This window comes from Brachybacterium sp. HMSC06H03 (assembly GCF_001807385.1).
GTDB classification, from domain to species: domain Bacteria; phylum Actinomycetota; class Actinomycetes; order Actinomycetales; family Dermabacteraceae; genus Brachybacterium; species Brachybacterium conglomeratum.
The window spans coordinates 26868-49767 of sequence record NZ_KV788954.1 but is presented as its reverse complement, the minus strand read 5'-3'; the positions used below and the strand labels follow the sequence as shown (position 1 = coordinate 49767).

At 70.0% G+C, this 22900-nt stretch carries 32 protein-coding genes; 30 read left to right on the top strand and 2 right to left on the bottom strand.

What is annotated here, in order from left to right:
* The 9 genes from rplD to rpsQ are packed head-to-tail and all read left to right on the top strand — an operon-like array spanning position 1 to position 4682.
* The gene (rplD, locus tag HMPREF3159_RS15615) at positions 1 to 948 is read left to right on the top strand and encodes a 50S ribosomal protein L4, sunset domain variant (protein WP_070502127.1); all 948 of its coding nucleotides are present in this window, start codon (positions 1 to 3) and stop codon (positions 946 to 948) included.
* A complete protein-coding gene (gene rplW, locus HMPREF3159_RS15610) occupies positions 945 to 1247 on the top strand; it encodes a 50S ribosomal protein L23 (protein ID WP_070502126.1) in 303 nt (100 codons plus the stop codon). The genes rplD and rplW overlap by 4 nt, the downstream gene beginning before the upstream one ends.
* A gap of 43 nt (positions 1248 to 1290) precedes the next feature.
* Entirely contained in the window at positions 1291 to 2127 is an 837-nt protein-coding gene (rplB, locus tag HMPREF3159_RS15605; RefSeq protein WP_010550330.1) for a 50S ribosomal protein L2, read from the top strand.
* Between the two features lie 15 nt (positions 2128 to 2142).
* Positions 2143 to 2424: a 30S ribosomal protein S19 gene (gene rpsS, locus HMPREF3159_RS15600; RefSeq protein ID WP_010550329.1), complete on the top strand. Its 282-nt coding sequence runs from the start codon at positions 2143 to 2145 to the stop codon at positions 2422 to 2424.
* 52 nt (positions 2425 to 2476) lie between these two features.
* Positions 2477 to 2830, top strand: coding sequence for a 50S ribosomal protein L22 (gene rplV, locus HMPREF3159_RS15595; protein ID WP_010550328.1), 354 nt, complete (start codon positions 2477 to 2479; stop codon positions 2828 to 2830).
* Between the two features lie 10 nt (positions 2831 to 2840).
* The gene (rpsC, locus tag HMPREF3159_RS15590) at positions 2841 to 3677 is read left to right on the top strand and encodes a 30S ribosomal protein S3 (protein WP_070502125.1); all 837 of its coding nucleotides are present in this window, start codon (positions 2841 to 2843) and stop codon (positions 3675 to 3677) included.
* A 5-nt stretch (positions 3678 to 3682) separates the two neighbouring features.
* Positions 3683 to 4102, top strand: a complete 420-nt coding sequence (rplP, locus tag HMPREF3159_RS15585) for a 50S ribosomal protein L16 (RefSeq protein WP_053917130.1) — start codon at positions 3683 to 3685, stop codon at positions 4100 to 4102.
* Entirely contained in the window at positions 4102 to 4335 is a 234-nt protein-coding gene (rpmC, locus tag HMPREF3159_RS15580) for a 50S ribosomal protein L29 (protein ID WP_070502123.1), read from the top strand. The genes rplP and rpmC overlap by 1 nt, the downstream gene beginning before the upstream one ends.
* Before the next feature lie 20 nt (positions 4336 to 4355).
* Positions 4356 to 4682: a 30S ribosomal protein S17 gene (gene rpsQ / locus HMPREF3159_RS15575; protein ID WP_062947602.1), complete on the top strand. Its 327-nt coding sequence runs from the start codon at positions 4356 to 4358 to the stop codon at positions 4680 to 4682.
* A 90-nt stretch (positions 4683 to 4772) separates the two neighbouring features.
* Here rpsQ and HMPREF3159_RS15570 read toward each other — a convergent pair whose 3' ends face one another.
* Positions 4773 to 5189 (bottom strand): hypothetical protein, encoded by a 417-nt coding sequence (locus HMPREF3159_RS15570; protein ID WP_070502121.1) that lies wholly within the window; start codon positions 5187 to 5189, stop codon positions 4773 to 4775.
* Positions 5190 to 5918: 729 nt separating this feature from the next.
* Here HMPREF3159_RS15570 and rplN point away from each other — a divergent pair.
* The 21 genes from rplN to HMPREF3159_RS15460 all read left to right on the top strand — a co-directional run bounded on the left by rplN (position 5919) and on the right by HMPREF3159_RS15460 (position 20245).
* On the top strand, positions 5919 to 6287 hold the full coding sequence (gene rplN / locus HMPREF3159_RS15560) for a 50S ribosomal protein L14 (RefSeq protein ID WP_010550321.1): 369 nt from the start codon (positions 5919 to 5921) through the stop codon (positions 6285 to 6287).
* 1 nt (position 6288) lies between these two features.
* Positions 6289 to 6675: a 50S ribosomal protein L24 gene (gene rplX / locus HMPREF3159_RS15555; protein WP_010550320.1), complete on the top strand. Its 387-nt coding sequence runs from the start codon at positions 6289 to 6291 to the stop codon at positions 6673 to 6675.
* Positions 6675 to 7247 carry a 50S ribosomal protein L5 gene (rplE, locus tag HMPREF3159_RS15550; RefSeq protein ID WP_010550319.1) on the top strand — a complete coding sequence of 191 codons (573 nt, stop codon included), beginning with the start codon at positions 6675 to 6677 and terminating at the stop codon, positions 7245 to 7247. The genes rplX and rplE overlap by 1 nt, the downstream gene beginning before the upstream one ends.
* Position 7248: 1 nt before the next feature.
* Positions 7249 to 7434, top strand: coding sequence for a type Z 30S ribosomal protein S14 (locus HMPREF3159_RS15545; RefSeq protein WP_010550318.1), 186 nt, complete (start codon positions 7249 to 7251; stop codon positions 7432 to 7434).
* A gap of 72 nt (positions 7435 to 7506) precedes the next feature.
* Complete coding sequence (gene rpsH / locus HMPREF3159_RS15540) at positions 7507 to 7905, top strand: 30S ribosomal protein S8 (protein WP_010550317.1); 399 nt, start codon at positions 7507 to 7509, stop codon at positions 7903 to 7905.
* 22 nt (positions 7906 to 7927) lie between these two features.
* Positions 7928 to 8470: a 50S ribosomal protein L6 gene (gene rplF / locus HMPREF3159_RS15535; protein ID WP_010550316.1), complete on the top strand. Its 543-nt coding sequence runs from the start codon at positions 7928 to 7930 to the stop codon at positions 8468 to 8470.
* Between the two features lie 2 nt (positions 8471 to 8472).
* The gene (gene rplR / locus HMPREF3159_RS15530; RefSeq protein WP_070502152.1) at positions 8473 to 8859 is read left to right on the top strand and encodes a 50S ribosomal protein L18; all 387 of its coding nucleotides are present in this window, start codon (positions 8473 to 8475) and stop codon (positions 8857 to 8859) included.
* A gap of 37 nt (positions 8860 to 8896) precedes the next feature.
* Positions 8897 to 9586: a 30S ribosomal protein S5 gene (rpsE, locus tag HMPREF3159_RS15525; protein ID WP_070502118.1), complete on the top strand. Its 690-nt coding sequence runs from the start codon at positions 8897 to 8899 to the stop codon at positions 9584 to 9586.
* Positions 9583 to 9765: a 50S ribosomal protein L30 gene (gene rpmD / locus HMPREF3159_RS15520; protein WP_053917125.1), complete on the top strand. Its 183-nt coding sequence runs from the start codon at positions 9583 to 9585 to the stop codon at positions 9763 to 9765. Before rpsE ends, rpmD begins: the two co-directional genes overlap by 4 nt.
* Before the next feature lie 5 nt (positions 9766 to 9770).
* A complete protein-coding gene (rplO, locus tag HMPREF3159_RS15515) occupies positions 9771 to 10238 on the top strand; it encodes a 50S ribosomal protein L15 (protein WP_070502116.1) in 468 nt (155 codons plus the stop codon).
* Positions 10239 to 10393: 155 nt separating this feature from the next.
* A complete protein-coding gene (gene secY, locus HMPREF3159_RS15510) occupies positions 10394 to 11698 on the top strand; it encodes a preprotein translocase subunit SecY (RefSeq protein WP_070502115.1) in 1305 nt (434 codons plus the stop codon).
* The gene (locus tag HMPREF3159_RS15505; protein WP_083305989.1) at positions 11695 to 12303 is read left to right on the top strand and encodes an adenylate kinase; all 609 of its coding nucleotides are present in this window, start codon (positions 11695 to 11697) and stop codon (positions 12301 to 12303) included. The genes secY and HMPREF3159_RS15505 overlap by 4 nt, the downstream gene beginning before the upstream one ends.
* Entirely contained in the window at positions 12300 to 13139 is an 840-nt protein-coding gene (gene map / locus HMPREF3159_RS15500; RefSeq protein ID WP_070502113.1) for a type I methionyl aminopeptidase, read from the top strand. Before HMPREF3159_RS15505 ends, map begins: the two co-directional genes overlap by 4 nt.
* A 357-nt stretch (positions 13140 to 13496) precedes the next feature.
* On the top strand, positions 13497 to 13718 hold the full coding sequence (gene infA / locus HMPREF3159_RS15495) for a translation initiation factor IF-1 (RefSeq protein ID WP_010550308.1): 222 nt from the start codon (positions 13497 to 13499) through the stop codon (positions 13716 to 13718).
* Between the two features lie 22 nt (positions 13719 to 13740).
* Complete coding sequence (gene rpmJ, locus HMPREF3159_RS15490; RefSeq protein ID WP_010532506.1) at positions 13741 to 13854, top strand: 50S ribosomal protein L36; 114 nt, start codon at positions 13741 to 13743, stop codon at positions 13852 to 13854.
* Between the two features lie 220 nt (positions 13855 to 14074).
* Entirely contained in the window at positions 14075 to 14449 is a 375-nt protein-coding gene (gene rpsM / locus HMPREF3159_RS15485) for a 30S ribosomal protein S13 (protein ID WP_070502110.1), read from the top strand.
* Between the two features lie 109 nt (positions 14450 to 14558).
* Positions 14559 to 14963 carry a 30S ribosomal protein S11 gene (gene rpsK / locus HMPREF3159_RS15480; protein WP_010550306.1) on the top strand — a complete coding sequence of 135 codons (405 nt, stop codon included), beginning with the start codon at positions 14559 to 14561 and terminating at the stop codon, positions 14961 to 14963.
* 166 nt (positions 14964 to 15129) lie between these two features.
* Positions 15130 to 16125, top strand: coding sequence for a DNA-directed RNA polymerase subunit alpha (locus tag HMPREF3159_RS15475; protein WP_070502108.1), 996 nt, complete (start codon positions 15130 to 15132; stop codon positions 16123 to 16125).
* 27 nt (positions 16126 to 16152) lie between these two features.
* Positions 16153 to 16650: a 50S ribosomal protein L17 gene (gene rplQ, locus HMPREF3159_RS15470; RefSeq protein WP_062947609.1), complete on the top strand. Its 498-nt coding sequence runs from the start codon at positions 16153 to 16155 to the stop codon at positions 16648 to 16650.
* Between the two features lie 363 nt (positions 16651 to 17013).
* Positions 17014 to 19086, top strand: coding sequence for an S-layer homology domain-containing protein (locus HMPREF3159_RS15465; RefSeq protein ID WP_070502106.1), 2073 nt, complete (start codon positions 17014 to 17016; stop codon positions 19084 to 19086).
* Between the two features lies 1 nt (position 19087).
* A complete protein-coding gene (locus HMPREF3159_RS15460; protein WP_070502104.1) occupies positions 19088 to 20245 on the top strand; it encodes a polysaccharide pyruvyl transferase family protein in 1158 nt (385 codons plus the stop codon).
* Between the two features lie 105 nt (positions 20246 to 20350).
* Here HMPREF3159_RS15460 and purL read toward each other — a convergent pair whose 3' ends face one another.
* A complete protein-coding gene (gene purL, locus HMPREF3159_RS15455) occupies positions 20351 to 22678 on the bottom strand; it encodes a phosphoribosylformylglycinamidine synthase subunit PurL (protein ID WP_070502102.1) in 2328 nt (775 codons plus the stop codon).
* Positions 22679 to 22900: the final 222 nt, after the last annotated feature.

The following is a 22900-nucleotide window of genomic DNA, read 5'->3' as shown; positions in this document are numbered from 1 at the left end:
ATGGCAGCGAATCTGACCGTCGACGTGCTCGACCCGGCCGGCAAGAAGTCCGGCACCGTCGAGCTGCCTGCGTCGATCTTCGACGTCCAGACCAACGTGGCCCTGATCCACCAGGTCGTCGTCGCCCAGCAGGCGGCGGCCCGACAGGGCACCCACAAGGCCAAGACCCGCGCCGAGGTGCGCGGCGGCGGCAAGAAGCCCTGGAAGCAGAAGGGCACCGGCCGTGCCCGCCAGGGCTCGCTCCGCGCCCCGCAGTTCACCGGCGGTGGCACCGTCCACGGGCCCGTCCCGCGCGACTACAGCCAGCGCACCCCCAAGAAGATGAAGGCCGCCGCCCTGCGCGGTGCCCTCTCGGACCGGGCCCGCAACGGCCGCGTGCACGTCGTGTCCTCGCTCCTCGCGGGCGAGTCCGCCTCCACCAAGGCTGCGAAGGTCACCCTGTCGCACGTCTCCGATCGTCGCCACCTGCTGGTGGTCGTGCGTCGTGACGACGACCTGGGCGCCCTGAGCACCCGCAACCTGCCTGCCGCCCACGTCCTGTACGCGGACCAGGTGAACACCTACGACGTCATGCTGTCCGACGACGTGGTCTTCACCGCCGATGCGCTCGAGGACTTCGTGGCCCAGGCCTCCCTGACCCTGCCCACCTCGACCTTCGCCGCGGCGAAGGCCGGCTCGTCGGCCCCCGCCGCCGCTGCCGCGCCTGCTGCTGCCGCGGATGCGCCGTTCGGCGAGGGCTCCGCGGCCCCGCTGGCCGACGGCTCCGCTCCCGAGGGCTTCGACATCAAGGGCAACCAGGGCTCGATGAAGTTCCACACCCCGGACTCCCCGTGGTACGGCCGCACCAGGGCCGAGGTCTGGTTCGCGACTCCGGAGGCCGCCAAGGCCGCCGGGTTCGTGAACGCGGTCAAGGAGTCCGCCTCGTCCGATGAGGAGGCCGCCAAGTGAGCGCGCTGAACAAGGATCCCCGCGACGTCGTGCTGTCCCCGGTCGTCTCCGAGAAGAGCTACGGGCTGATGGACGAGGGCAAGTACACCTTCCTGGTGGCTGCCGACGCCAACAAGACCGAGATCAAGATCGCCGTCGAGAAGATCTTCGACGTCAAGGTCTCCTCGGTGAACACGATCAACCGTCAGGGCAAGGCGCGTCGCACGCGCTTCGGGATGGGCAAGCGCAAGGACACCAAGCGCGCCATCGTGACCCTGACCGACGGAGCCATCGACATCTTCGGAGGGTCGGTCGCCTGAGGCGGCCGATCTCCGAGGAGCAGAGAGTCTGAGGGAAACCCACATGGCAATTCGTAAGAGCAAGCCGACCACTCCCGGTCGTCGCGGCTCGAGTGGCGCCGACTTCGTCGAGGTCACCCGGTCCACGCCGGAGAAGTCCCTGGTGCGCCCGCTGTCCAAGTCCGGCGGCCGCAACAGCAACGGTCGTATCACCTCCCGTCACCGGGGCGGCGGCCACAAGCGGGCCTACCGCGTGATCGACTTCCGCCGTCACGACAAGGACGGCGTCAAGGCCAAGGTCGCTCACATCGAGTACGACCCCAACCGCACCGCGCGCATCGCGCTGCTGCACTACCTGGACGGCGAGAAGCGCTACATCCTCGCGCCGGCCAAGCTGCGTCAGGGCGACTGGATCGAGAACGGCGTCGGCGCCGACATCAAGCCCGGCAACAACCTGCCGCTCAAGAACATCCCGCTCGGCACCGTGGTGCACGCGATCGAGCTCCGCCCCGGCGGCGGCGCGAAGATCGCCCGCTCCGCCGGCGCCTCCGTGCAGCTCGTCGCCAAGGAGGGCCCGTACGCCCAGCTGCGTATGCCCTCCGGCGAGATCCGGAACGTCGACGCCCGCTGCCGCGCCACCATCGGCGAGGTCGGCAACGCCGAGCAGTCCAACATCAACTGGGGCAAGGCCGGCCGCATGCGGTGGAAGGGCAAGCGCCCCCACGTCCGCGGCGTGGTCATGAACCCCGTTGATCACCCCCATGGTGGTGGCGAGGGCCGCACCTCGGGTGGTCGTCATCCGGTGTCGCCCTGGGGTCAGCCCGAGGGCCGTACCCGAAAGCCGGGCAAGGAGAGCGACAAGCTCATCGTGCGCCGTCGTCGGACCGGCAAGAAGCGCTGATAGGGAGAACCGCACATGCCTCGCAGTATTTCCAAGGGCCCGTTCGTGGACGACCACCTTCAGAAGAAGGTGGACGCCCAGAACGAGAAGGGCACCAAGAACCTCATCAAGACCTGGTCGCGTCGTTCGGTGATCACCCCGGACTTCCTCGGCCACACCTTCGCAGTGCACGACGGTCGCAAGCACGTCTCGGTGTTCGTCACCGAGTCGATGGTCGGCCACAAGCTCGGCGAGTTCGCCCCCACGCGGACTTTCAAGGGCCACGAGAAGGACGACAAGAAGGGCCGTCGTCGCTGACATGACGTCAGCAGCGACTGCACTTCTCGAACTCGAGAGAAAGCAGGAAGCAATGGAAGCCAAGGCGCAGGTGCGGTACCTCCGCATGTCGCCCATGAAGGCTCGCCGCGTTGTGGACCTGATTCGTGGCAAGAGCACGGCCGAGGCCCTGGACACCCTGCGGTTCGCCCCGCAGGCCGCCAGCGAGCCCGTCCTCAAGCTCGTGGAGTCCGCGATCGCCAACGCGCGGGTGAAGGCAGACCAGGCGGGGGAGCGCTTCGACGAGCGCGAGCTCGTCGTGTCCGCCGCATTCGTCGACGAGGGTCCGACCATGAAGCGGTTCCAGCCGCGTGCTCAGGGTCGTGCCTTCCAGATCAAGAAGCGCACCAGCCACGTCACCGTGGTGGTCGCTCCCGTGAACAAGTAAGGAGTCCCGAATGGGCCAGAAGGTCAATCCGAACGGGTTCCGCCTCGGGATCACCACGGAGCACAGCAGCCGGTGGTTCGCCGACTCCTCCAAGGAGGGGCAGCGGTACCGCGACTACGTGAAGGAAGACGTCGCGATCCGCAAGCTCATGTCCGAGGGGCTCGAGCGCGCCGGCATCTCCAAGGTCGAGATCGAGCGCACCCGCGATCGCGTCCGCGTCGATCTCCACACCGCCCGCCCGGGCATCGTCATCGGGCGTCGCGGGGCGGAGGCCGAGCGTCTGCGCGGTGAGCTGGAGAAGCTCACCGGCAAGCAGATCCAGCTGAACATCCTCGAGGTCAAGAACCCCGAGACCGATGCGCAGCTGGTCGCCCAGGGCATCGCCGAGCAGCTCGCCGCCCGCGTCTCCTTCCGTCGTGCGATGCGCAAGGGCATGCAGTCCGCGCAGCGCGCCGGCGCGAAGGGCATCCGAGTGGCCGTCTCCGGCCGCCTCGGCGGCGCCGAGATGAGCCGCAACGAGTTCTACCGCGAGGGGCGCGTGCCGCTGCACACCCTCCGCGCGAACATCGATTACGGCTTCTACGAGGCCCGCACCGCCTTCGGCCGCATCGGCGTGAAGGTCTGGATCTACAAGGGCGACGTCACCGCCAAGGAGCTCGCGGCCCAGCAGGCCGCCTCGCAGGGTCCCCGCTCCGGCGGACGCGGCCCGCGTGCCGAGCGCCCGCGCGGTCGTCGCAACGAGCGCAACGCCGCTGCCCGTCGTGAGAGCAACGAGTCTGCCCCGCAGACCGCTGCTCCCGCCGAGCAGGCCGCGGCTCCCGCGCAGCAGCCCGGAACGGAGGCCTGAGCGACATGCTGATCCCTCGCAGGACCAAGCACCGCAAGCAGCACCACCCGACCCGCAGCGGCATGGCCAAGGGCGGCACCGAGCTGGCGTTCGGCGACTACGGCATCCAGGCGCTCGCGCCGGCGTACGTCACCAACCGTCAGATCGAGGCGGCTCGTATCGCCATGACCCGCTACATGAAGCGTGGCGGCAAGGTGTTCATCAACATCTACCCCGATCGTCCGCTCACCAAGAAGCCTGCCGAGGTCCGCATGGGCTCCGGCAAGGGTTCGGTCGAGTGGTGGATCGCCAACATCAAGCCGGGACGCGTCATGTTCGAGGTCGCCGGCGTCGAGGAGGAGGTGGCTCGCGAGGCTCTGCGCCTGGCGATGCACAAGCTCCCCATGAAGTGCCGCATCCTGAGCCGAGAGAGTGGTGACATCTGATGGCAGCGACCAAGCTCACCGCCGATGAACTCGACAAGCTGGACGACTCCAAGCTGGCCGAGGAACTGGCGAAGGCGAAGGACGAGCTGTTCAAGCTCCGTTTCCAGAACGCCACCGGTCAGCTCGAGAGCTCCGGCCGTCTGCGGTCCGTCAAGAAGGACATCGCACGGATCTACACGATCCTGCGCGAGCGCGAGCTGGGCATCCGTCAGGCGCCCGGCACCGCCGAGTGACCCCGGAGCGAGGAACTGAGATGACTGAGAACAACCAGGCCGAGACCCCGGCCGTCGAGGATCTCGCGAAGGAGGGTGCGCAGGCGTCATCCGCCGAGCGTCCCTACCGCAAGACCCTGCGCGGCTACGTGGTCTCCGACAAGATGGACAAGACGATCGTGGTCGAGGTCGAGGAGCGTGTGAAGCACGCCCGCTACGGCAAGGTCACGACCAAGACGAGCAAGTTCAAGGCCCACGACGAGGAGAACACCGCCGGCATCGGCGACCGCGTCCTCGTCATGGAGACCCGTCCGCTCTCCGCGTCCAAGCGGTGGCGGCTGGTCGAGATCCTCGAGCGCGCCAAGTGATCCGCCGACGGTCCGCGTGACCGCCCGGCAGCACTGAGAAGGGCCGGTCCTCCCCACGGGGAGGGCCGGCCCTTCTGCGCTTCCCGGAGGTCAGCCCGGAGCGCCGACGAGGTGCACCAGCAGCGCGCCGGCGAGAGCGTCCTCGGCCCTCGGTGCGGCGACCTCGCGCAGCTCACCGTCCCGGTCGCGCAGCTCCACGACGAACCCGCCGTCCTCCCTCCGCCGCAGCGCGGAGAAGGCGGCGCCGAGCGCCTCGCGCAGCTGGTCCTCCCGCGGCAGCCACACCGCCTCGTCCTGCTCCACGGAGTCCAGCGCCCACTCAGTGGTGCCGTTGAAGCGCAGGACGCGGGTGCCGGTGCGCCCTCGGCCCACCTCCACCACCATCGAGGAGAGCATGAACGCCTCCTCGCGCAGCAGCGCGTTGTCGATCGCGAAGAGGTCCCCGTCGGCCGGCTCCCAGGGCAGTCCTGCGTCTCGGAGCCGTCTGGCCACATCGATGTCGATCATGGGAAGAAAACTACGCCCCTGCCGGGTGCCGGGGCCATGCTCCACATCCGGGGACCGGATCGCCTGGCGGTGTGAGGACGACCGCGAGGGCGCGGCAGCGACGATGACGGGTGGGACTGCTGAGGACGAGCCGGGTGAAGGTTCGACGTGGCGCGAGCCGCGCCGCTTTGCGCGCGTGAAAGATCGTCGTGCCCGCGGACGAGGACGGTGCGCTCGTGTCCGACGTCGAGCCGATCCCGTTCGAGCAGCTCCCGCCAGCGGAAGCCCGACGGTCGGAGATCTCCGACCCGGCCATGTTGAGGCAGGAGGACCTCGCCGAGCCACTCGAGGCCGCGGAGGAGGACGGCTCCCCGGGCGCAGGAGAGCAAGCACACACGAGGGAGCCCGCCCTGCAGGGGTGACAGTTCTGGGGGCGGGGCGTAGTCTTGAACGGTTGCCGGAGGACTGCGCCCCGCCCCCGTGGTGGTGGTGCCCGATTCCGCGACAGGATCCGGGACACCCGATCCGTCCTCGCCGGAGACCTCGCACGAGAGGCGAACGCGCCGCGTTCACCACGCCAGTGCCTGAGTCCGGCAGAGGGTTTTTTGGTGCCCGGGACCCGTCGGCGGCGACGTCCCGGCGCGGCAGCGTCCATGGCGGCGCTGAGCAAGGTCCATATTCCGTTCCGCCAGGCTCGGCCGGCCCGCTCCCGCGGGTCGGAAGAGAACCGGTGAGACGATAGGAGAACGAGTGATTCAGCAGGAGTCGCGACTGAAGGTCGCCGACAACACGGGTGCCAAGGAGATTCTCTGCATCCGTGTTCTCGGTGGCTCCGGTCGCCGTTACGCCAGCATCGGCGACACCATCGTGGCGACCGTCAAGGACGCCATCCCCGGTGGCAACGTCAAGAAGGGCGACGTCGTCAAGGCGGTCGTCGTCCGCACGTCCAAGGAGGTCCGTCGCATCGACGGCTCCTACATCCGCTTCGACGAGAACGCGGCGGTCATCCTCAAGACCGACGGCGAGCCGCGCGGTACCCGCATCTTCGGCCCCGTCGGCCGCGAGCTGCGCGACAAGCGCTTCATGAAGATCGTCTCGCTGGCACCGGAGGTGCTGTGACATGGCAAAGATGAAGATCAAGAAGGGCGATCTCGTCCAGGTCATCACGGGCCGCACGAGCGACGCCGACAAGGCCGCCGCGCGTGGCCTCGAGGCCGGCGACAAGGGCAAGCAGGGTCGCGTCCTGCAGGTGTTCCCCGATACCCAGCGCGTGCTGGTCGAGGGCATCAACCGCCGCACCCATCACGTCAAGCCGAACCAGGCCGGCGGCGCGGGCGGCATCGAGCAGCGCGAGGCCCCCATCCACGTCTCCAACGTGGCCCTGGTCGACCCGGAGGACAACAAGCCGACCAAGGTCGGCTACCGCGTCGAGACCGTCGAGCTCGAGAACGGCCGCACCAAGCAGGTGCGCGTCCGCTTCGCCAAGCGCTCCGGGAAGGACATCTGATGAGCGAGACCGCCACCCAGGCGCCCACCCCGCGTCTGAAGACGAAGTACAACGACACCATCAAGGCGCAGCTGACCGAGCAGTTCGGCTACGAGAACGTCATGCTGGTGCCCGGTCTGACCAAGATCGTCGTGAACATGGGCGTCGGCGACGCCGCACGCGACTCGAAGGTCATCGACGGCGCCATCAAGGACCTCGCCGCCATCACCGGCCAGAAGCCCCAGGTCACCAAGGCTCGCAAGTCCATCGCGCAGTTCAAGCTGCGTGAGGGCATGCCGATCGGTGCGCACGTCACGCTGCGCAACGCCCGCATGTGGGAGTTCCTGGACCGTCTGCTCTCGACCGCGCTCCCGCGAATCCGCGACTTCCGCGGCCTCTCGCCGAAGCACTTCGACGGCAACGGCAACTACACCTTCGGTCTGACGGAGCAGGTCATGTTCCACGAGATCGACCAGGACAAGATCGACCGCGTCCGCGGCATGGACATCACGGTCGTCACCACCGCGAAGACCGACGACGAGGGGCGCGCGCTGCTCAAGCTGCTCGGCTTCCCCTTCAAGGAGGAGAACTGATATGGCGAAGACAGCCCTGATCAAGAAGTCGGAGCGCAAGCCGAAGTTCGCGGTGCGCGCCTACACCCGGTGCCAGCGCTGCGGTCGGCCCCACTCGGTCTACCGCAAGTTCGGCCTCTGCCGCGTGTGCCTGCGCGAGATGGCTCACCGCGGCGAGCTCCCCGGCGTCACCAAGAGCAGCTGGTAAGGACTACCGCCACAGGTCCCACGGCCCCGCCACGGGGCGTAGGGGAAACCAGGTGAGGAAGAAGCAACAGACATGACCATGACCGACCCGATCGCGGACATGCTCACGCGGATCAGGAACGCCTCCGGGGCGTACCACGAGACCGCGTCCATGCCGTATTCGAAGCTCAAGGCCCGCATCGCGGACATCCTGAAGGCAGAGGGCTACATCCTCGGCTGGCGTGAGGAGGAGGCCGAGGTGGGCAAGTCGCTCGTCCTCGAGCTCAAGTACTCCGACAGCCGCGAGCGCGCCATCTCCGGGATCCGCCGCATCTCGAAGCCGGGCCTGCGCGTGTACGCGAAGTCCACCAACCTGCCCAAGGTCCTCGGCGGACTGGGCGTGGCGATCCTGTCCACGTCCTCCGGCCTCCTGACCGACAAGCAGGCTGCCAAGAAGGGTGTGGGTGGGGAAGTCCTCGCCTACATCTGGTGAGCGGGAGAGGAGACCACTAGCTATGTCCCGCATCGGACGCCTGCCGGTCGCAGTGCCGGCCTCAGTCCAGAACGTCACCATCGAGGACCGCACCGTCACGGTGACCGGCCCCAAGGGCGAGTTCACCCACGAGGTGCCCGCGCCCCTGACCGTCGCGCGCGACGACGAGGGCAACATCGTCGTCTCGCGTCCCGATGACGAGCAGGAGAACCGTGCGCTGCACGGTCTGACCCGCACGCTCATCAACAACATCGTCCTCGGCGTCACCGAGGGCTTCACGAAGAAGCTGGAGATCGTCGGCACGGGCTACCGCGTCGTCGCGAAGGGCACGGACCTCGAGTTCGCGCTCGGCTTCTCCCACCCCGTCGTGGTGAAGGCGCCCGAGGGCATCACCTTCGCCGTCGAGTCGCCGACCAAGTTCTCGGTCAGCGGCATCTCGAAGCAGCAGGTCGGGCACGTGGCCGCGAAGATCCGCGGGATCCGTCCGCCGGAGCCCTACAAGGGCAAGGGCGTGCGGTACGCCGACGAGGTCGTGCTCCGCAAGGCCGGAAAGGCTGGTAAGTGACCATGGGTTACGCACTCAAGCACACCAAGGGCAACCGCGGCAGCAAGCTGCGCTCGCGCGGTCGTCGCCACCTCCGCGTCCGTCGCCGCGTCATCGGCACCGCCCAGCGTCCGCGCCTGGTGGTCACCCGTTCGTCGCGTCACGTCTTCGTGCAGGTCGTCGACGACTCCCTCGGCAAGACCATCGTGTCGGCCTCCACCATGGAGGCGGACCTCCGCGGCGCCGAGGCGACGAAGTCGGACAAGGCCCGCACCGTCGGCACCCTGGTCGCCGAGCGCGCCAAGGCCGCCGGCATCGACGCGGTCGTCTTCGACCGCGGTGGCAACAAGTACCACGGCCGCGTGGCCGCCGTCGCCGACGGCGCCCGCGAGGCCGGCCTGGCGCTGTGACCGCCGCCCGGACACAGGACGAGAAGAGGATCTGAATATGGCTGCACAGCAGCGTAGCAACGGTCCCGCGGCCTCCGGCCGACGGGACGACAACACCAGCAACAGCAACAACGATCGCGGCGGCCGCCAGGGCGGCGACCGCGTCGGTCGTCAGGGTGGTCGCGGTCGCGGTCAGGACGCCGAGAAGTCGGCGTTCCTCGAGCGCGTCGTGAGCATCAACCGCGTCTCCAAGGTCGTCAAGGGCGGCCGTCGCTTCGCCTTCACCGCCCTCGTGGTGGTCGGCGACGGCGACGGCACCGTCGGCGTCGGCTACGGCAAGGCCAAGGAGGTGCCGGCGGCGATCTCCAAGGGCGTCGAGGAGGCGAAGAAGAACTTCTTCCGCGTCCCGCGCGTCCAGGGCACCGTCGTGCACCCGGTCCAGGGCGAGGATGCGGCGGGCGTTGTCCTGCTGCGCCCGGCCGCCCCCGGTACCGGCGTGATCGCCGGCGGTCCGGTCCGCGCCGTGCTCGAGTGCGCCGGAGTGCACGACGTGCTCTCCAAGTCGCTCGGCTCGACCAACGCGATCAACATCGTGCGGGCCACCGTCGACGCCCTCAAGCAGCTCGAGGAGCCGGAGGCGGTGGCCGCGCGTCGCGGTCTCGCGGTCGAGGACGTCGCTCCGGCGGCGCTCCTGCGGGCTCAGGCCGAGGGCCGCGCCGCGGCCCGTGCCGAGAAGGTGGGTGCGTGATGCAGATCAAGGTCACCCAGACCCGTTCCGAGATCGGCGGCACCCAGAGCCAGCGAGCCACCCTGCGCGGCCTCGGCCTCAAGCGCATCGGTGACACGGTGGTGAAGGAAGACCGCCCCGAGATCCGCGGCATGATCCGCACCGTCACCCACCTGGTGACGTTCGAAGAGGTGGAGTGAATCTCATGAGCATCGAGGACCAGAACGCAGCAGCCCCTTTGAAGCTCCACGACCTGCGCCCCGCGCCCGGTTCTAGGACCGCGCGCACCCGCGTCGGCCGTGGTGAGGCTTCGAAGGGCAAGACGGCCGGTCGAGGCACCAAGGGCACCAAGGCCCGCTACCAGGTGCCCGTCGGCTTCGAGGGCGGGCAGATGCCGCTGCACATGCGGCTGCCGAAGCTTCGCGGCTTCACCAACCCCTTCCGCGTCGAGTACCAGGTCGTGAACCTGTCGACCCTGCAGGAGCTGTTCCCCGAGGGCGGCACCGTCACGGTCGAGGACCTCGTCGCCAAGGGCGCTGTCCGCAAGAACCAGCCCGTGAAGGTGCTGGGCCAGGGCGAGGTGAGCGTCAAGCTCGACATCACCGCGCAGAAGTTCTCCGCCTCGGCGGCGCAGAAGATCGCGGCGGCCGGCGGGTCCGTCACGACCGCGTGACATCTTTTTGACGGGCACCGCGGCACAGACTTAGTCTGAGCCGCGGTGCCCTGTCGTCATTCCAGGGCCGGTCCGAACGCCCGCGCCCACCGCGCGGCCGCAGGACGGCCGACCACCGCCTCGGCCCCGTCCCAGGACCTCCAGGAGGGAATCAGGTGAACTCGTTCGTGCGCGCGCTGCGCACTCCCGAGCTGAGGGCGAAGATCCTCTTCACGCTTGGTCTGATCGCCGTCTACCGACTCGGCGTCTTCGTCCCCACCCCGGGATTCGACGCCACCAACGTCATGATGTGCGCGGACCAGGCCGCCTCGGGTCAGGGCGCCAACGTGCTGGGCATGGTCAACATGTTCTCCGGCGGCGCGCTGCTGCAGCTGTCCATCTTCTCCCTCGGCGTGATGCCGTACATCACCGCCTCGATCATCGTGCAGCTCCTGCGCGTGGTGATCCCGCGGTTCGAGGCCCTCCACAAGGAGGGCGCCTCCGGCACCGCCAAGCTCACCCAGTACACCCGCTATCTCACGATCGGTCTGGGCGTCCTCCAGGCGACCACGATCATCACGCTGGTGCGCTCGGGCAACTTCTTCGTCGGCTGCACCCTCGAGCTCGTGCCCGACCAGTCGATCCCGACCCTGCTGCTCATGGTGATGACCATGACCGTCGGCACGGTCCTGATCATGTTCATGGGCGAGATGATCACCGAGCGCGGCGTCGGCAACGGCATGTCGCTGATGATCTTCTCCTCGATCGCCGCGAGCTTCCCCGCAGCCTTCGGCCAGGTCTGGCAGCTCAAGGGCTGGATCACCTTCTCCCTCGTGATGTTCGTGGGCCTGCTGATCATGGTCGGCATGGTGTTCGTCGAGCAGTCCCAGCGCCGCATCCCCGTGCAGTACGCCAAGCGCATGGTGGGGCGGCGCATGTACGGCGGCACCTCCACCTACATCCCGATCAAGGTCAACCAGGCCGGCGTCATCCCCGTCATCTTCGCCTCCTCGATCCTCGCGCTGCCGCAGATGGCCGCCTCCTTCGGGGACCCGTCGGCCGAATGGGTGCAGTGGATCAACACGCACCTCGTCCTCGGTGCCTCCTTCTCGTGGATCTACGCCGTGGTCTACGTGGCCCTGATCGTCTTCTTCGCGTTCTTCTACGTCTCGATCACCTTCAACGCGGAGGAGATCGCCGACAACATGAAGAAGTACGGCGGCTTCGTCCCCAACGTGCGCGCGGGCAGGCCCACCGAGCGCTACCTGCGCTACGTCATCAACCGCATCCAGAGCGGCGGCGCCATCTATCTCGCGGTGATCTGCCTGATCCCGCTGGTCGCGCTTTTCTACCTCGGCACCTCGCAGGACTTCCCGCTGGGCGGCGTCTCCCTCCTGATCGTGATCGGCGTGGGACTGGACACCGTCAAGCAGATCGACGCGAAGCTCCAGCAGCACCACTACGAAGGGATTCTCCGGTGACCACCCCCACCGCCTCGAACGGCTCGACCGCCCCCGCTCGCCGCCTGCTGATCGTCGGCCCGCCCGGAGCGGGCAAGGGCACCCAGGCCGTGCGCGTCGCGGAGGAGCTCTCGATCCCCGCGATCTCCACCGGCGACATCTTCCGCGCGAACGTCTCGGGGCAGACCGAGCTCGGCGTCCTCGCGAAGTCCTACATGGACAAGGGCGAGTACGTCCCGGACTCCGTCACCAACGACATGGTCCGCTCCCGCCTGGCCGAGGCCGACGCCCAGGACGGCTTCCTGCTGGACGGCTACCCCCGCACCCTCGACCAGGTCGAGGCGCTCGACGGCATGCTCGCGGAGCTCGGCACCCCGCTGGACCTCGTGCTGCTGCTCGTGGTCGAGCAGGAGGAGGTCGTCCAGCGCCTGGTGGCGCGCGGCGCCGAGCAGGGCCGCAGCGACGACACCGAGGAGACGATCCGTCGCCGCCTCGAGGTCTACGCCGAGCAGACCGCCCCGCTGATCGACGTGTACGAGCAGCGCGGCCTGGTGCGCCGCGTGGACGGCATGGCCCCGATCGACGACGTCACCGCCGCGCTGCGCGAGGCCCTCGGCGCCCGATGAGCCTCCTGCCCGAGCGGGTGGAGTGGAAGACGCCTGAGCAGATCGCGGCGATGCGGCGCAGCGGCCAGCTGCTGCACCGCGTCCACGACATGCTCGAGTCCGAGATCCGCCCCGGGATCACCACGGACGAGCTCGACTCCCTCGCCCACACGATGATCCGCGACGCGGGGGCGGCACCGAACTTCCTGGGGTACCAGGGCTATCCGGCCACGCTCTGCATCAGCGTCAACGACGTGGTGGTCCACGGCATCCCCGACGCCCGCCCCCTCGAGGAGGGGGACGTCGTCTCCATCGACGGGGGCCTGATCATCGACGGCTGGCACTCGGACGCGGCCCGCACCCACATCGTGGGCCGGCCCCGCTCGGTCGGCGACGAGGACCTGGTGCGGATCACCGAGGAGGCGCTCTGGGCCGGGATCGCGGCGCTCGCCACCGCCGATCGCGTCGGCGACGTCGGCGCCGCGATCGAGGACTACGTCGAGCAGGCGGCAGGGGAGTCCCTCTCCCACCTCGAGGGCTTCGGCGGCCACGGCATCGGCACCGCGATGCACCAGGCGCCCGATGTCATGAACTACCGGGTCCGCTCCCGCGGACCGAAGGTGCGCCCGGGTCTGTGCGTCGCGATCGAGCCGATGCTGATCCAGGGCCAGGGGAACTGGGAGCTCGAGGACGACGAGTGGACCGTCCGCGCCACCTGCGGCGGCCGTGCCGCCCATGCCGAGCACTCGGTCGCCGTGACCGAACAGGGGCTGCTGGTGCTGACCGCCGGCGACGGGGGAGCGGCCGAGCTCGCCCGGCGCGGGGTCGTCGCCGCGCCCGACCCGCTCGCGGCCTGAGCCGGCAGGCCCCGTGCGCCCGGCGAGGGGTCAGCCCGTCAACGGGCGCGGAGAGGGAGCGGGGCCGACGTGATGGGCATCATCGCGTCGGCCCTCGCCGAATCCGGACCTCGCGTGTAGGCTGGTCCATCGGGTGTGCTCCGATCGCGCGTGCGAACGTGTGCTCGTGCAGTCCCGTCGTGCCGTCCGTCCGGCAGGCCCTCGCGGCCGCAGGGCGAGGCCGACGCGCTGCCTCGGCGCCACCCTCGTCGATCACCGTACCGTCACCCGACGGTCGGTGTGCAGGGCCTGGGAAACCAGGAACCAAGTACGCGGAACTCGGCCCCGGCTTCGCCGGAGGCGGGAGATTGGGGAGGCATGGCGAAGAAGGACGGAGTGATCGAGGTCGAGGGCACGGTCACGGAGGCGCTCGCGAACGCGCGCTTCCGCGTCGAGCTCGACAACGGGCACATGGTGCTCGCGCACATCTCCGGAAAGATGCGCCAGCACTACATCCGCATCCTTCCCGAGGACCGTGTGGTCGTCGAGCTGAGCCCCTATGACCTCGACCGGGGCCGCATCGTCTACCGCTACAAGTGATCGTCCCGGGAGAAGGAAAGCTATGAAGGTCAAGCCGAGCGTCAAGCCGATCTGCGACAACTGCAAGGTGATCCGTCGCCACTCGCGCGTCATGGTCATCTGCTCGAACCCCCGTCACAAGCAGCGCCAGGGCTGAGCGGAGCGATCCGCCCGTCCCGGCTCCTGCCGTGACAGCCGCCGTCAGGCGGCACGCCCCGCAGCACGGGGCACCCCGCCCGCATCGCGGGCACCACACAAGTGAAGAGACGACATCACCGGCATCGGCCGGTCACCCGCAGGACGGAGGCTGCGGCGTCGGGGAGACAGTCCCGGCGAGGTGTCGGCTCAGGCCTCCGAGACAGTAGGAGAATCTGCACATGGCACGTCTGGTGGGAGTGGACCTTCCGCGCGAGAAGCGCCTCGAGGTCGCCCTGACGTACATCTTCGGCATGGGACGCGCGCGCGCCCAGGAGACCCTCGCCGCGACCGGCGTCTCCGGGGACAAGCGCGTCCGTGAGGTGAGCGACGAGGAGCTCGTCCAGCTCCGCGATCACATCGAGGCGAACTACATGGTCGAGGGCGACCTCCGCCGCGAGGTGGCCGCCGACATCCGCCGCAAGGTCGAGATCGGCAGCTACCAGGGGCTGCGTCACCGCCGCGGCCTGCCCGTCCACGGTCAGCGCACCAAGACCAACGCGCGCACCCGCAAGGGTCCGAAGCGCACGGTCGCCGGCAAGAAGAAGGCTCGCTGATCCGCGGCATCCGCTGATCGGCCGCCCGGCTCCGTCCCCGGAGCCCGCAGTCACTTCGCGCCGCTGAGGGAACCGGCGCACCCCCACACCACCAGAGGAGTTCTGCCGCATGGCAACCAAGACCCGTCAGGCCGCTGCGCGCAAGCCGCGCCGCAAGGACAAGAAGAACATCGTCAACGGCCAGGCCCACATCAAGAGCACGTTCAACAACACCATCGTGTCCATCACGGACCCGACCGGCGCCGTCATCTCCTGGGCCTCCGCCGGCCAGGTGGGCTTCAAGGGCTCGCGCAAGTCGACCCCGTACGCCGCGCAGATGGCCGCCGAGGCCGCCGCGCGCCAGGCGCAGGAGCACGGCCTGAAGAAGGTCGACGTCTTCGTGAAGGGCCCGGGCTCGGGCCGCGAGACCGCCATCCGCTCGCTCACCGCGACCGGCCTCGAGGTGGGCTCGATCCAGGACGTCACCCCGCAGCCGCACAACGGCACCCGTCCGGCCAAGCGCCGCCGCGTCTGATCCCGTCGACCGTGACGACGGGACGCCCCGCTCGTCACGGTCGACCGTGTCGGGCGGGGTCTCCCGCGCCCGGCGTCCCCGGACCCCTCGCGGGTCATCCCCGTCTTCCAGGCCCACCGCCCCCTTCTGAGCGTCATATGGCGGACGCTCGCCGAAAGGATCCATAGTGCTCATTGCACAGCGCCCCACGCTGACCGAAGAGGTCGTGTCGGACAACCGCTCCCGGTTCGTGATCGAGCCGCTCGAGCCGGGCTTCGGCTACACCCTCGGCAACTCCCTGCGCCGCACCCTGCTGTCCTCCATCCCCGGCGCCGCGGTCACCTCGATCCGCATCGACGGCGTGCTGCACGAGTTCAGCACCGTCCCCGGCGTCAAGGAGGACATCACCGAGGTCATCCTCAACATCAAGACCCTCGTCGTCTCCTCGGAGAACGACGAGCCGGTCGTGATGTACCTGCGCCGCGAGGAGGCCGGCCGCGTCACCGCCGCCGACATCACCCCGCCGGCCGGCGTGGAGATCCACAACCCCGACCTGCACATCGCGACCCTCAACGAGAAGGGCCGCCTGGAGGTCGAGCTGATCGTCGAGCGCGGCCGCGGCTACGTCTCCGCCGCGCAGAACAAGGGCGTCGACGGCGAGATCGGCCGGGTCCCGGTCGACTCGATCTACTCGCCCGTGCTGAAGGTGACCTACAAGGTCGAGGCGACCCGTGTCGAGCAGCGCACCGACTTCGACAAGCTCATCGTCGACGTCGAGACCAAGCCGGCCATCAGCCCCCGCGACGCGGTGGCCTCGGCGGGCAAGACCCTGGTCGAGCTGTTCGGCCTGGCCCACGAGCTGAACCAGGAGGCGGAGGGCATCGAGATCGGCCCCTCGCCCACCGACCAGGCGCTGGCCGCTGATCTGGCCCTGCCGATCAACGACCTGAACCTCACGGTCCGCTCGTACAACTGCCTGATGCGCGAGGGCGTCCACACCGTCGGCGAGCTGACCGCCCGCTCCGAGGCGGACCTGCTCGACATCCGCAACTTCGGACAGAAGTCCATCGACGAGGTCAAGGCGAAGCTCGCCGAGCTCGGGCTGTCGCTGAAGGACTCCCCGGCCGGGTTCGACCCCGCGGCCCTGGACTCCTACTCCGACGACTTCGGCGACCAGTACTGACCTTCACTTCCACCAAGGAGAACGACCATGCCTGCACCCACCAAGGGCGCGCGCCTCGGCGGATCCCCCGCGCACGAGCGGATGATCATCGCGGGCCTCGCCACCGAGCTGTTCCGCCACGGCCGGATCACCACCACCGAGACCAAGGCCAAGCGCCTCCGTCCCCACGCGGAGCGTCTGATCACCCAGGCGAAGAAGGGCGATCTCGCCTCGCGTCGCCGCGTGATGCAGACCGTCCGTGACAAGGGCGTCGTCTACCAGCTCTTCGAGGAGATCGCACCGACCTTCTCCGAGCGCCCCGGCGGCTACACCCGCATCACCAAGGTCGGCCCCCGCAAGGGCGATAACGCCCCGATGGCTGTCATCGAGCTGGTCACGGAGGAGTACTCCGCGAAGCAGTCCGTGGTGAAGGAGGCCGAGGGCGCCGCGAAGAACGCGTCCAAGGCCGAGGAGACCCCGGTCGCCGAGACCGAGGCCCCCGCCGCGGAGTCCACCGAGGAGTCCGAGGAGACCAAGGAGGCCTGATCCGGGCCGCCTGATCCTCGCGGCGCGCAGAGCCGCCGCGCCGCGGGGCGCACACCGCCGAGGGCGGGCCGACGGGAGAGATCCCGACGGCCCGCCCTCGTCATCCGTCCGGGACCTCCGGGGCCGGCAGGGCCCGGATGCTCCGAGCGGGGCCGCCGGATCCGATCCTCAACGGCCGCACGCGGGGCCGAGGAGGACGGGACGAGGCACACTCGTTCTTTGTGCGATCGTGACCGGCCCTTCCCGATGCGTTCGCGGACGTGGACTACGGTGGACGGTGCCCCGCCGCGCACCCGTCGACCGCTCCATGCCTCGGCGACGCGCCCCGGGATTCCCCGCCCCCTCTCCTCCGGAGCCTTCGTGATGTCCCACCGGACCCTTCCCCCCGAGTCCGACGCCCGCCCCCTCTCCCTCAGCCGCCGCACGCTGATGGCGGCGACCGCCGCCGCGGTGCCCGCCGGCGCCGTCGCGCTCGGCGCGGCTCCTGCCCTGGCCGACCCGACCGTCACCGACGGCGAGACCCGCGTGGTCGACGTGCCGCTGGCCGACGCCCCGCTGGTCGAGGCCGACGGCGTCCAGGTGCGCGACCTGCCCGAGCAGCCCGGCACGATGGTGGGCGTGACCTGGCCGAGCGAGTCCGATGCGCCCGAGGTGCAGGTCCGCGGCAAGGACCAGGACGGGCAGTGGACGCCCTGGGAGCCGCTCGAGACCGCCGAGGACCCGGAGACGGGCGAGGACGCCCCCGGCACCGAGTGCGCCTGGGTGGGTGTGGTCGGCGCGCTCCAGGTGCGGGCCGAGCTCGACGGGGCCGACGTCACCGAGCAGCTCACCGCCCACGTCATCACCACCTCGCCCACCGCCGAGGACGCGGTCGTCGCCCAGAGGGCAGGCGCCCCGCAGCCGATGTCGACCGCCGCCCAGCAGGACATGGCCGCGACCGCCGCCGCGACGACGATGGCGAACCCCGCCACCCCGGTCCTCGGGCCGGGCGCGCCCTCCTACATCTCCCGCGCCGGCTGGGGCGCGAACGAGGGCCTCGTGCGCGGCACGAGCGGCTCCGACCAGCTGAAGGCCGTGGTCATCCACCACACCGCCGGCACCAACAGCTACTCCTCCTCGCAGTCCGCGGAGCTGGTGCGAGGAATCCTGACCTACCACACGCAGACCCTGGGCTGGGCCGATATCGGCTACAACGTGCTGGTGTCCAAGTACGGGCAGATCTTCGAGGGCCGCAGCGGAGGCCTGCACCGCAACATCACCGGCGCCCACTCCTACGGCTTCAACACCGGCTCCTTCGGCATCTCCGTGATGGGCAACTATCAGAGCACCGCCGCGCCGTCCGCCGCCCGCGCGGCCGTCGCACGCCTGGTGGGCTGGAAGCTGCTGAGCACCTTCCAGATCAAGGTCGCCTCCACCTCCTCCTGGACCCCGGGATCCGGCACTCGCTTCCCCGCGGGGAAGACGATCGCGCTGCCGAAGATGTTCGGGCACCGGGACGTGAACCACACCGACTGCCCCGGCAACGCGCTGTACAACCAGTTCGGGAGCCTGCGTACCGAGGCGCAGCGCGCGATCGACGGCGGCTGGAAGGAGCACCTCTGGGCCTTCCAGGGCGCCGGCGGCTCCTCGAAGCTCGGCTCCGTGGTCAAGTCCGCGCACCGGACGGGCAAGTACACCGCGACCGTGCTCACCAAGGGGCTGATCCTGCAGGAGAGCGGCGGCACCGCCTCCGGCCACGCGACCCCCTTCGCGAAGCAGTGGGCCGCCTCGTGGGGACGCCCGGCGAAGGCCGACTCCCAGGACGGCGACCGCCGCATCCAGGCCTTCCAGAACGGCGTGGCCGCGAACGAGGGCGGGAAGGTCCGCTTCGTGAGCCCGTACTTCCGCGACGTCTCCCCGTCGCGGGTGTTCTTCCTCGAGATCACCGACCTCGCGGCGCGCGGGATCACGAAGGGCTGGGGAACCCCGCCGAACGCGGAGTTCCGGCCGAACGAGGACAACCTGCGCGATGCGATGATCGCCTTCATCTACCGTGCGAAGGGCAGCCCCGCCTACACCGCGCCGAAGACCTCCCCGTTCACGGACGTCAGCCCCTCCAAGCCCTTCTACAAGGAGATCTGCTGGGCGTACGACGAGGGGATCTCCCGCGGCTGGGGCACCGGGTCGAACCGCACCTTCCGCCCGTACGAGGAGGTCAAGCGCGACGCCGTCGCGGCCTTCCTCTACCGCGCCGCCGGGGTGAACCACACGAGCACCAACAGCGGCTTCTCCGACGTCCCCGCCTCGCACGTCTTCGCCAAGGAGATCACTTGGCTGTCCAAGGCGGGCATCGCCCGCGGCTGGGACGACGGCACCTTCCGCCCGAACGCCTTCATCAAGCGCGATCAGATGGCCACGTTCATGATGCGGTGGCTGAAGCACACCGGAAGGGCCTGAGGTGCGGCTCTTCCGTCGACGCTCCTCGGGGTCGTCCTTCTCGCCGGCGGAGTCCGCGACGCTGCGTCCGAGCTTCTCCGGTCCTGTCGAGGCGCCGTTCTACCTCGTCTCGATGGCGGGCTACCCGAACTTCGGCGACGAGCTGATCGCACGGCGCTGGATCGAGCACCTCGCCATCCACCGGCCGGACGAGGAGGTGTGGCTCGACTGCCGCTTCCCGGGCACGGCCAGCGCCCTGTTCGGGGGCCTCCACCCGCGCCTGCGCGTGACCGATGCCGTCTTCCGGGCGGTCGAGGACTCTCTGCGGGGCTCGCGCCGCCCGGTCGAGGACATCATCGCCCACCTCGGCACCCCGCTCTACGACGCGCCGCTGCTCGCGCTGCGCGAGGCCCGCTCGCTGCACCTGCTCGGCGGCGGCTTCGTCAACGCCGTCTGGCCCGAGAACGCGCACCTGGTGCGGGCGATGCGGGCGGCGGCGGAGATCAGCGGCGCCCCGCTGCTCGCGACCGGGCAGGGGCTCGCCCCCTTCGGCGAGGAGCAGCTGACGGGTTTCGACCACGTCGGAGTGCGGGACGCGGCCAGCGCCGAGAAGCTCGGCATCTCCAGAGGCGTCGACGACGCCTATCTCGTCGAGCAGGCACCCGAGCGGGTCGACGACCAGGAGCCGGAGCTCGTGCTCTGCGTGCAGTCCGACGCGCTGGACGAGGGCTCCTTCGAGCGGCTCGTCGCCCATGTGCGCGAGACCGTCGCCTCGCTCGGCATCCCGCGCGAGCGCACCCGCTATGTCGAGGCGCTGCCCGGCGGGGACTACGCCGGCTACGAGCGCCTGAAGGATCTCGTGGCGGAGGACGGCTTCGTCCCCTTCACGAGCTTATGGCGCGGCCGGCTCGCACCGGCGGCGCACCAGGTGTGGATCACCACGCGCTTCCATCACCACCTCGTGGCCTCGCTGCACGGGGCGCGGGGGATGGCGCTCAGCGCCCGCAGCGGCTACTACGACGTGAAGCACGGCTCCCTCGTGGAGCTCGGCAGCGGCTGGCGGGTCTCGGACGGCACGGGAGAGGTCCCGACCCTCGCCGATCTCGAGCACCCCGGCTCCTTCGAGGACGCGATCACGCGCAAGCGCCGCGAGGCCGAACTGCTGTACGGCACCGCCTGAGCCGTCGAAGCCGGCGGCATCGCCGACCGACGTAGCGGACGTGCGAGCACAGGAGCGCCCCGGGGCCCATCGAGGGTCCCGGGGCGCTCCTGTCGTGTCCGGACCTCAGGCGAAGTGGCGCGGCAGCGTGCCCTCGCGCAGCTCCCGCAGCTCGCCGAGCGCGAAGGTGCCCACGCCCTCGATCTCGAGGTCGGTGCCGCCGGTCGCGCCGAGCGCGAGCACCGGCACGCCGTGCTCGGCGGCGAGGGCGAGGAAGCGCTCCTCGGCCTCGGCCGGGACCGCGACCAGGGCGCGGGCCTGCGACTCGGAGAACAGGGCGGTGGGGAGGTCCACGCCGTCCCGCTCGAGGAGCCCGGCGAGGTCGACGCGGGCGCCCGTGCCGAAGCGGGTCGTCGACTCGACGAGCGCCTGGACGAGACCGCCCTCGGAGAGGTCGTGCGCGGAGGCGGCGAGGCCCTGCTCGGAGGAGGCGACGAGCACGCGGGCGAGCGCGCGCTCGGCCTCGAGGTCGACCTGCGGCGGGAGGCCGCCGAGGTGCTGGTGGATGACGTCGGACCAGGCCGAGCCCGAGAGCTCCTCGCGGGTCGTGCCCAGCAGCAGCACGCGCCGGCCATCGCCCTGCCAGCCGGAGGGGACGCGGCGCGCGACGTCCTCGAACACGCCGAGCACGCCGACGACGGGCGTCGGGTGGATCGCGGAGTCGATCAGGCCGGGCTCGCCGGTGGAGTTGTACAGCGAGACGTTGCCGCCGGTGACGGGCACCTCGAGCGCCTCGCACGCCTCGGCGAGCCCGCCGATCGCCTCGACCAGCTGCCACATGGGGCCGGGGTCCTCGGGCGAGCCGAAGTTCAGGCAGTCCGTGATCGCCAGCGGGGTCGCCCCGGCGGTCGCGACGTTGCGGTACGCCTCGGCCAGGGCGATCTGCGCGCCGGTGCGGGGGTCGAGCTTGGTGTAGCGGCCGTTCGCGTCGGTCGCGAGCGCGATGCCGCGTCCGGTCTCCTCGTCGATGCGCAGCACGCCGGCGTCGTCGGGCATGGCCAGCGCCGTGTTCCCGCCGACGTAGCGGTCGTACTGGTCGGTGACCCAGCTCGTGGAGGCGAGGTTCGGGGAGGCGATCAGCGCGCGGATCTGCGAGGAGATCTCCTCGGCGCCCTCGGGGCGGGGGAGGGCCTCGGCGCGGTCGGCCTGGAGGGCGTCCTGCCAGTCGGGACGGGCGTAGGGACGGTCGTAGACGGGGGAGTCGATCGCGACGGTCGCCGGGTCCACGTCCACGATCCGCTCGCCGTGGTGGTCGATGGTGAGACGGCCGTCGCCGGTGACCTCGCCGATCACGGCGGCCTCGACGTCCCACTTCGCGGCGATCGCCTGGAACTCCTCGAGCTTCTCCGGCGGGACGACCGCCATCATGCGCTCCTGCGACTCGCTCATGAGGATCTCGCCGGCGGTGAGGGTCGGGTCGCGCAGCAGCACCTCCTCGAGGTGGATGTGCATGCCGGAGCCGCCGTTGGCGGCGAGCTCGGAGGTGGCGCAGGAGATGCCCGCGGCGCCGAGGTCCTGGATGGCCGCGACGGTGCCGGCCGCGTACAGCTCGAGGCAGCACTCGATGAGGACCTTCTCCATGAAGGGGTCGCCCACCTGGACGCTCGGGCGCTTCAGCGGCCCGTCCTCCTCGAAGGTCTCCGAGGCGAGGATGGAAGCACCGCCGATGCCGTCCCCGCCGGTGCGGGCGCCGAAGAGGACCACCTTGTTGCCTGCGCCGGTCGCGGCGCCGGAGCGGATGTCCTCGTGGCGCATCATGCCCACCGCGAGCGCGTTGACCAGCGGGTTGGTCTGGTAAGAGGCGTCGAAGACGGTCTCGCCGCCGATGTTCGGCAGGCCGAGGGAGTTGCCGTAGCCGCCCACGCCGGCGACCACGCCGTGGACCACCCGGGCGGTGTCGGGGTGGTCGATCGCGCCGAAGCGCAGCTGGTCCATGACCGCGACGGGCCGGGCGCCCATCGAGATGATGTCGCGCACGATGCCGCCCACTCCGGTCGCGGCGCCCTGGTACGGCTCGACGTAGGAGGGGTGGTTGTGGGACTCGACCTTGAAGGTCACCGCCCAGCCGTCACCGATGTCGACGACGCCGGCGTCCTCGCCCATGCCCACCAGCAGCTTCTCGCGCATCGCGTCGGTGGTGTGCTTCCCGAAGGTGCGCAGGTGCTTCTTCGAGGACTTGTAGGAGCAGTGCTCGGACCACATGACCGAGTACATGGCGAGCTCGGCGTTGGTGGGGCGGCGGCCCAGGATCTCGCGGATGCTCGCGTACTCGTCGTCCTTCAGCCCGAGCTCCGCATAGGGCTGCACCTGGTCCGGCGTCGCGGAGGCGTTCTCGACGGTGTCGGACTCCGCGGCGTGGCCGTGGGGGGAGGTGGGAGTGGTCTCAGCGGTCATCGCGGGGTCGGGTCCGTTCGTCACGAGGGCTGGGGGAGCGGCGGGCCTCGCGGCCCGGCGCAGGGTGCCCCCAGTCTACGAGCGACACGGACGGCAGGTGCGCCCGGGGCGAGCGCTGAGACCGGGAGTGGGACCGGAACGGCATCCGGCGGGACGGCGCGCACGGGAAGACCGGCCGACGGGGACCTCGTCCCGTCGGCCGCTCTCCCGGTCCGTGCTGCT

Excerpts from the sequence above, each read along its gene's own strand:
- map (WP_070502113.1), top strand. The coding sequence starts at position 12,300 with ATGAGCCTCCTGCCCGAGCGGGTGGAGTGGAAGACGCCTGAGCAGATC.
- rplE (WP_010550319.1), top strand. The coding sequence starts at position 6,675 with ATGAGCGAGACCGCCACCCAGGCGCCCACCCCGCGTCTGAAGACGAAG.
- rplX (WP_010550320.1), top strand. The coding sequence starts at position 6,289 with ATGGCAAAGATGAAGATCAAGAAGGGCGATCTCGTCCAGGTCATCACG.
- HMPREF3159_RS15570 (WP_070502121.1), bottom strand. The coding sequence starts at position 5,189 with ATGATCGACATCGATGTGGCCAGACGGCTCCGAGACGCAGGACTGCCC.
- rplF (WP_010550316.1), top strand. The coding sequence starts at position 7,928 with ATGTCCCGCATCGGACGCCTGCCGGTCGCAGTGCCGGCCTCAGTCCAG.
- infA (WP_010550308.1), top strand. The coding sequence starts at position 13,497 with ATGGCGAAGAAGGACGGAGTGATCGAGGTCGAGGGCACGGTCACGGAG.
- rplQ (WP_062947609.1), top strand. The coding sequence starts at position 16,153 with ATGCCTGCACCCACCAAGGGCGCGCGCCTCGGCGGATCCCCCGCGCAC.
- rpsE (WP_070502118.1), top strand. The coding sequence starts at position 8,897 with ATGGCTGCACAGCAGCGTAGCAACGGTCCCGCGGCCTCCGGCCGACGG.
- rpsH (WP_010550317.1), top strand. The coding sequence starts at position 7,507 with ATGACCATGACCGACCCGATCGCGGACATGCTCACGCGGATCAGGAAC.
- rpsK (WP_010550306.1), top strand. The coding sequence starts at position 14,559 with ATGGCAACCAAGACCCGTCAGGCCGCTGCGCGCAAGCCGCGCCGCAAG.
- rpsC (WP_070502125.1), top strand. The coding sequence starts at position 2,841 with ATGGGCCAGAAGGTCAATCCGAACGGGTTCCGCCTCGGGATCACCACG.
- rplD (WP_070502127.1), top strand. The coding sequence starts at position 1 with ATGGCAGCGAATCTGACCGTCGACGTGCTCGACCCGGCCGGCAAGAAG.
- rpmJ (WP_010532506.1), top strand. The coding sequence starts at position 13,741 with ATGAAGGTCAAGCCGAGCGTCAAGCCGATCTGCGACAACTGCAAGGTG.
- rpmC (WP_070502123.1), top strand. The coding sequence starts at position 4,102 with ATGGCAGCGACCAAGCTCACCGCCGATGAACTCGACAAGCTGGACGAC.
- rpsS (WP_010550329.1), top strand. The coding sequence starts at position 2,143 with ATGCCTCGCAGTATTTCCAAGGGCCCGTTCGTGGACGACCACCTTCAG.
- purL (WP_070502102.1), bottom strand. The coding sequence starts at position 22,678 with ATGACCGCTGAGACCACTCCCACCTCCCCCCACGGCCACGCCGCGGAG.
- rpsM (WP_070502110.1), top strand. The coding sequence starts at position 14,075 with ATGGCACGTCTGGTGGGAGTGGACCTTCCGCGCGAGAAGCGCCTCGAG.
- rplV (WP_010550328.1), top strand. The coding sequence starts at position 2,477 with ATGGAAGCCAAGGCGCAGGTGCGGTACCTCCGCATGTCGCCCATGAAG.
- HMPREF3159_RS15465 (WP_070502106.1), top strand. The coding sequence starts at position 17,014 with ATGTCCCACCGGACCCTTCCCCCCGAGTCCGACGCCCGCCCCCTCTCC.
- HMPREF3159_RS15545 (WP_010550318.1), top strand. The coding sequence starts at position 7,249 with ATGGCGAAGACAGCCCTGATCAAGAAGTCGGAGCGCAAGCCGAAGTTC.
- rplB (WP_010550330.1), top strand. The coding sequence starts at position 1,291 with ATGGCAATTCGTAAGAGCAAGCCGACCACTCCCGGTCGTCGCGGCTCG.
- rplP (WP_053917130.1), top strand. The coding sequence starts at position 3,683 with ATGCTGATCCCTCGCAGGACCAAGCACCGCAAGCAGCACCACCCGACC.
- rplR (WP_070502152.1), top strand. The coding sequence starts at position 8,473 with ATGGGTTACGCACTCAAGCACACCAAGGGCAACCGCGGCAGCAAGCTG.
- rpsQ (WP_062947602.1), top strand. The coding sequence starts at position 4,356 with ATGACTGAGAACAACCAGGCCGAGACCCCGGCCGTCGAGGATCTCGCG.
- rplO (WP_070502116.1), top strand. The coding sequence starts at position 9,771 with ATGAGCATCGAGGACCAGAACGCAGCAGCCCCTTTGAAGCTCCACGAC.